Origin of the sequence: Paenibacillus sp. RC73 (genome assembly GCF_044908085.1) — a bacterium.
In the GTDB taxonomy this organism is placed as follows: Bacteria; Bacillota; Bacilli; order Paenibacillales; family Paenibacillaceae; genus Paenibacillus; species Paenibacillus terrae_A.
The window spans coordinates 1-5,835 of the sequence record NZ_JBIYCV010000028.1 but is presented as its reverse complement, the minus strand read 5'-3'; the positions used below and the strand labels follow the sequence as shown (position 1 = coordinate 5,835).

7 protein-coding genes and 1 pseudogene are annotated in these 5,835 nt (G+C 44.3%); 6 read left to right on the top strand and 2 right to left on the bottom strand.

Translation table 11 applies throughout. From position 1 onward, the window contains the following. Together ABH897_RS27485 and ABH897_RS27480 are read left to right on the top strand one after the other, a co-directional pair. Positions 1–374 (top strand): phage tail protein (locus ABH897_RS27485; RefSeq protein WP_404593009.1); only part of this gene is annotated, 374 nt, incomplete at its 5' end. A 92-nt stretch (positions 375–466) separates the two neighbouring features. Continuing rightward, a complete protein-coding gene (locus tag ABH897_RS27480; protein ID WP_404520654.1) occupies positions 467–796 on the top strand; it encodes an NADPH-dependent FMN reductase in 330 nt (109 codons plus the stop codon). Here the strand turns inward: ABH897_RS27480 and ABH897_RS27475 are convergent. Together ABH897_RS27475 and ABH897_RS27470 are read right to left on the bottom strand one after the other, a co-directional pair. Then, positions 737–1,921 carry an MFS transporter gene (locus tag ABH897_RS27475; protein WP_404593008.1) on the bottom strand — a complete coding sequence of 395 codons (1,185 nt, stop codon included), beginning with the start codon at positions 1,919–1,921 and terminating at the stop codon, positions 737–739. The two genes, ABH897_RS27480 and ABH897_RS27475, sit on opposite strands and share 60 nt — an antisense overlap. A 22-nt stretch (positions 1,922–1,943) precedes the next feature. Next, positions 1,944–2,954 carry an alpha/beta fold hydrolase gene (locus ABH897_RS27470; protein ID WP_283653967.1) on the bottom strand — a complete coding sequence of 337 codons (1,011 nt, stop codon included), beginning with the start codon at positions 2,952–2,954 and terminating at the stop codon, positions 1,944–1,946. 134 nt (positions 2,955–3,088) lie between these two features. Here ABH897_RS27470 and ABH897_RS27465 point away from each other — a divergent pair, with 134 nt between their 5' ends. The 4 genes and pseudogenes from ABH897_RS27465 to ABH897_RS27450 all read left to right on the top strand — a co-directional run. Next, a complete protein-coding gene (locus ABH897_RS27465; RefSeq protein ID WP_404593007.1) occupies positions 3,089–3,985 on the top strand; it encodes a LysR family transcriptional regulator in 897 nt (298 codons plus the stop codon). A gap of 369 nt (positions 3,986–4,354) precedes the next feature. After that, positions 4,355–4,498, top strand: coding sequence for a winged helix-turn-helix transcriptional regulator (locus tag ABH897_RS27460; RefSeq protein WP_404520635.1), 144 nt, complete (start codon positions 4,355–4,357; stop codon positions 4,496–4,498). Between the two features lie 168 nt (positions 4,499–4,666). Then, a pseudogene (locus tag ABH897_RS27455) lies at positions 4,667–4,995 on the top strand (hypothetical protein); the annotation flags it as partial. 310 nt (positions 4,996–5,305) lie between these two features. Continuing rightward, the coding region (locus ABH897_RS27450) for an SMI1/KNR4 family protein (protein WP_404593006.1) at positions 5,306–5,835 on the top strand (530 nt) is incomplete at its 3' end.

The window sequence follows — 5,835 nt, the reverse complement described above, 5'->3', positions numbered from 1 at the left end:
ATGAAGCCCGTTACTTTATGAACAAATACAAGCATGAATTTACGGTTGTGCCAGCTAGTGAAAGTCAGGAGACCCTTGATTATGTGAACCGAGTTCTGAAAGAGCGTGATATTGAGTTTGTGGCCAAACCTTTAGAAACGTCACGTTTTCAAGTTGAAAATATTAAATTTGCTTACGTCTTTTATGAGGATGGTCTTGAGGTCAACGTCATGTATACGGTTGGTGACCCTAAGAAGCGGGCCGTTGGTTTTAAGCTTTCTGAGGGGATGGAGGTACCAAAGGAGCTAGAAGGGAAGTTTAAGTTCGCTAGGCAGAAGTCAAAACTAGCTGGAACAATCCGAGGTTCGTTTTTTGTAATTAAAAGAGAATATTAAAGTAAGCAAAAGTGCAATTTGGAGGAATCGATCCACTTATTCTATTTGCAAAAAAAGATGCGATATCAAAGAATGGACCATCCCGCAAAAGGATGGTCCTAAATCTTGCCGTTACAGACAGTACGGAGAACCGTATCACAAGTAGATTGAAATTTTTTCCAAGGAAAGGGTTGAGCGTTCTTCCGTCTTTCAACCCTGATCTCGATTTCGATGAAGGACCTGCTTCGGTAAGAGAAATACGGACACAGCTGAGGGAGGCAAATGATGTACTTTTATGTACATCTGAATATGGGAATGGCGTGCCCGGTGTGTTAAAAAATGCCTTGGATTTGAATGCTGGGATTGTAGAAAGAGGGAGCTATTTAATGTTTTTCTTTAGTAACAGTAGACGTTCCAATCCCACTGCTCATTTTTTTGAATAGCAAGATGGCAAGAAGTAATGCAACGCTTACAGCAGCCAAACCTACCCAATTTAAATTCAGAACAGAGGTACGACTGATGACAAGGCCGCCTAATCCAGATCCTAGCGCAAAACCAAATTGGATGAAGGAAGTATTTACGCTCAGGGCAATGTCTGGATTTCGAGGTACCAGAGTGACCAAAAATAGCTGCTGAGCAGGGGAAATGCTCCAGGTTGCTAACATAAAGATCATTAAAACCAAGATTAATACAATGATATTGACACCAGCTAGAGTGAATAAAAGGAGCATTGCTCCCTGTAACAGGAGTCCAATACAAATTGTGAATCTCGATCCCTTTGTATCTGCCAATTGTCCACCCACTTTGGATCCGATGAAGCTGCAAATTCCCGCTAGGAATAAAACACCGCTAATTTCGGTTATGGAAAGAGAGGATGCGGCTTGCAAGAAAGGTGTAATATAAGTAAAGAGCGTAGAGTAACCACCAATATAAAATAAAGTAATAGCCAAGGCAGTTACAATTTTTGAATCTTTTAAAATAGAGAACTGCATCCTGAGGGTAACAGCTTCTTCTTCTCTGATTGCAGGAACCTTTTTATAGATGATAAACAATGGAAGAACGCTTATTATACCGATCAAAATAAACAAAACTCTCCATCCAAACATCTCGCTAAAAAATGTACCAGCTGGAACACCCAGAACTAACGAACTACTGAGCCCCATCAAAATAATACCGATGGCATTGCCCCTTCTTTCTTTTTCGACGAGTCGTGTCGCTACTGCCATGGCTACTACGGTAGCGATTCCTCCGCTAGCCCCTTGAATAATTCGTACCCATAGTAATGTTTCGTAAGAAAGGTTTACAAGCATAAGTCCGTTGCTGGCAATAAACACACTGAGGGCAGCCATCAGTAGCTTCTTGCGATCCATATTAATTGTTAATGCAATCAGAATCGGAGCAACAATGGCCGCTGCGAGAGCAAATACAGTCACCAGTAAACCAGCTTCGGAAGTAGATACTCTCAAATCCACGGCGATCATTTCAATGACTCCTGTAATAATGTATTCAATGGTTCCGATTAGAAAAACAGCAAGTGCTAGGATATATATAATCAATTTATTTTTCAATTTAATCCGCTCCTCCTCAGTTTCATTCAAGCAAGAAACTTTTTAGACTTTTATCTATAAATACGGAGTCTGGTTCATGCTGTCCAATGCCTGCGCAATGCCCCCACTTGGATTCAATCGGGAGGAAGAATGCATTTGGTATATGGCGTGCTTCAACTTTGTTATCCTGGGGAGGGAAGAAAAGGTCTGTACTTCCCGGCATAACCAGGGCCCGTGCTGTTATCCTGCTTAATGCAAGGTCAAAATCGCCGTTATACGTCGGATTAGCGCTAATGTCACCTGTAATTCCGGTACGTAACATGGTGATCAGGTCATTCGCGTCAAAGGTCAAAAATACGTGATCCCAGTAATCGACGAGATATTCCTCCAGTGTGTGGTAGCCCTCTTGCTGATAGAGCTGCTCTAGATAATAAGCCTGAGAGAACCCCCAAGCTGCGTAGACTCGACCCATGGCTGCCAATCCCGTTTTGGGTTTCTGCGTGTAAAAGCCATTGTTCCAAGCAGAATCAGCCTGAAGAGCAGCGATCATTCCTTCAAATACAACCTTTGCATGTGGCCGAGTCATGGCAGTCCCGCCGAATGGAGCGATTCGTTTTACCATATCAGGATAGCTTGCCCCCCACTGAAAGGTCTGCACAGCGCCTAGTGACCAACCTACAACGAGGGCGATTTCTGCAATACCAAACTTTTGATTCACCAGTTGATGCTGCAGTCGCACATTATCATAAATCGAAATCAGTGGAAAATTTGCTTGATGATAGGGCGGTGGCGTATTGCTTGGCGAGGAGGAGAGTCCATTGCCCAACATATTAGGGACGATGATAAAATATTTTTCTGGATCCAGTGCCTTGCCAGGTCCGATTAACCATTCGTTATCAGTATGCAAGCCGGCAAACCAGGTGGGATAGACAATCACATTATTTTTGGCTGCATTTAGCATGCCGTATGTTTTGTAGGCGAGAATGGCATTTGGCAGAGTGTCACCGGATTGCAGCAGAACATCTCCTAATTCATAAATTTCATAATCCCTCATATAAAAAACTCCTTTTCATAGCTAAAAGTATGAACTACCTTCCTTGTCATCACTCTACGATGCTGCTATTGTTAAGTCAAAGAAACGTTTATAAAGAGAACGTTCATTTTTTTTGAATTAAGGAGCGGAACTCCATGGAATTGCGCCAATTAAAAACCTTTTATACGCTTGCTTCCACACTCAACTTTACCCGAGCTGCCGAGGTGCAGAACTATGTCCCTTCCACGGTTACGATGCAAATGAAGGCCTTAGAGGAAGAATTGGGTGTCAAGCTGGTGGATAGATTGGGTAAAAATGTGACTTTGACCGATGCAGGGAGAACGTTCCTGCGTTATGCAGATAACATATTGAGTGTGGTTGAAGAAGCACAGCATGCCGTCAAGCAATCCGGCGAATTGACGGGTACGTTAATCATAAGTGCCGATGAAACGTTGTGTACGTACCGGCTGCCGGCTGTATTGCGCCAGTTTCGGTTGAGCTATCCAGGGGTTCGGTTAATGTTCCGACCGCTGCCTAATTCGAACCTCAAACAGAGCTTGCGTGAAGGGGACGCTGACATTATTTTTACGCTGGATGAGGACAAGGGCGAGACCGGATTTTGCGGTGAAAAAATGCTGGATGAGCCCTTTTATCTATTGGTGTCACCGGATCATCCTTTGGCAGCACATCCTGCATTGGCCATTGAAGATTTTCATGGCGAGACCTTTTTGTTGACGGAGAAGGGATGCTCCTATCGCACTTTTTTTGATCGAAGTCTGTCACAGAAGGGCATGGGGGGAATTACCGAATTGGAGTTTTACAGTGCTGAGGCTATTAAACAATGTGCGAAAATAGGAATGGGCATTGCCATACTGCCTGAAATGGCCGTGATCGGAGAAGTGAATCGGGGAGAACTGGTTCCGTTGCCTTGGGATCTGACCCCCACATCGTTTGCAACCCAAATGATGTGGCATGAAGAGAAGTGGATTTCGCCTGCAATCGAAGCCTTTTTGAGCTTGACCAGAGAAATATTTTTGAAAAATAACACCTAAAGAAATTTCGCCCACAGGTGTGCAATTAACTCATGATCCTACGCATGATGAATGCCAGTCTTGATCATTCGCTAGATTTAGAATATAAGAATAGAGTCGCTTGAATTCGGCAGGTACTGGTCAAACGGCATCTGCTGTTTTGTATGCGGCTAAGATGTCGACAGAGTGTTTCGTCGCACTGGATTTTTCGCCGATAGACCTGTTAAGCTGAACCGTACCACAAGTGATGGTAAAGAAAATTCGTTACCCACAATAAAAAGCACTTAAATATGTTCTACCTAGTTCGGTGCAAAGACTCATGGAGGTTTTGCATTTTATGTCTAAAAAGCATGAAGATAGGGAGAATATTGCATTGCACGTCTGGATAAGGTGCTGTCAGAAGCGTTGAAAGAATTGGTTACTGACAGTCTCGTTGAACGGACGGTATATCCAGAAATACCGGCTAAAGTCTGTTATAAGATCACGGAATATGGAATGACACTGAGTTCGATATTTGAAGTGTTGCATGAATAGGAAAAAGAACGCAGCAATAACCTATCGAACTACCGGCAACAACTAGTTTTGCTTCCAACGTTTTAAGCAGGCTAAAGCTCCGATGGAGAAGAGCCTATCAAGCGATTTTTGGCGTGCGCATGCCCTTGGCGTAAACTGAATTATAATCAGTGAGCGAGGTGAACTTCCATGGCACAATCGAATGAAATGCGCGCACGGGCTAAGAAGTTTCAGGATCGTCCGGTCTACGTCACCCTGCACAGCGGAGAGACTTACGTCGGCTACATCACCGACGTTAATTACGGCGAGTTGGTACTTGCCAGTTCTGGAGCTCCCCCACGCGCTTCTTCCGGGAAGCAAGACTCCCGATCTCTCAAACGCAGAGCTGGTGTGTATACCCCGGGCGTCCGTCTCGGCAACCGAAGAAGCGGCGCGAGTAAACCGTCTGGCCGTTCGCGCTTCCACAAGCCGGACGCAAGGTGTCTGCATTTCTGCCGATGGTGGGAGCGCTGTTCGGCATGATCCAGAAAAAGGTGATTATAGTCTAATCCACATATAGATTCCATTAATATGCATTTTTTGTGTGGTACTCTAAGGTGGTTCAGTGGTGACCTTAAGAGAAGATACAATGAAAAATTGGTTTCAATGCGCTCAAACTAAACGTTACGGATGAACAAAGAAAGCTGTTTGCTGCACCGGTTGTATACTGCTGAAAACCTACTTAAAGATACATATAGTTCTAAAGAGGTAAGACCCTTAGAAAAAATAATAAAATTGCTGGGTAAGCAAATAGAGGAAACCTGGCTATAGTCAACAGGAGGGTTCAATATGTGGTTTGGAAAGAAAGAAACGCAACTGGATCGAATAAAAAACAAACTGAATCAAGCCATGCGCAAAGACACGGCTTTCTCGGTGTTTGGAGCATCCTCACATCAATACAAGGTTAAAGAGAAGCTTACAGCAAAAGAGCTGGCGGACTGGCAAGCCCACAATCAGGTCACACTTCCTGAGCCTTACGCGCAGTTTTTAACGAAAGTCGGCAACGGAGGCGCCGGACCCTATTATGGAATTTATCCGATTGAAAAGGCAGCCTCCTATACCGAGCGCCAGGCACTCCTTGCAAAATCCGTTCTGCATCCCGGGATGGCCAAAGAGGAATGGAACCATCTGATTGAGCCCCTGACCAAGGATGAGGACATCCCCGATGAGGAATACGACGACACCTGTAATAAGGTGTTGGGCGGCATGTTGTGCATAGGCACTCAAGGCTGCGAATACGAAATGTATCTCGTACTTGAAGGGAAATACAGGGGGAGAATTGTGTACACCTCCGATTTTCATCCCGATCATCCTTTTTT

Bases quoted from the DNA above. Each gene is read 5' to 3' on its own strand.
- ABH897_RS27465 (WP_404593007.1), top strand. From the start codon at position 3,089: ATGGAATTGCGCCAATTAAAAACCTTTTATACGCTTGCTTCCACACTC.
- ABH897_RS27470 (WP_283653967.1), bottom strand. From the start codon at position 2,954: ATGAGGGATTATGAAATTTATGAATTAGGAGATGTTCTGCTGCAATCC.
- ABH897_RS27480 (WP_404520654.1), top strand. From the start codon at position 467: ATGGTCCTAAATCTTGCCGTTACAGACAGTACGGAGAACCGTATCACA.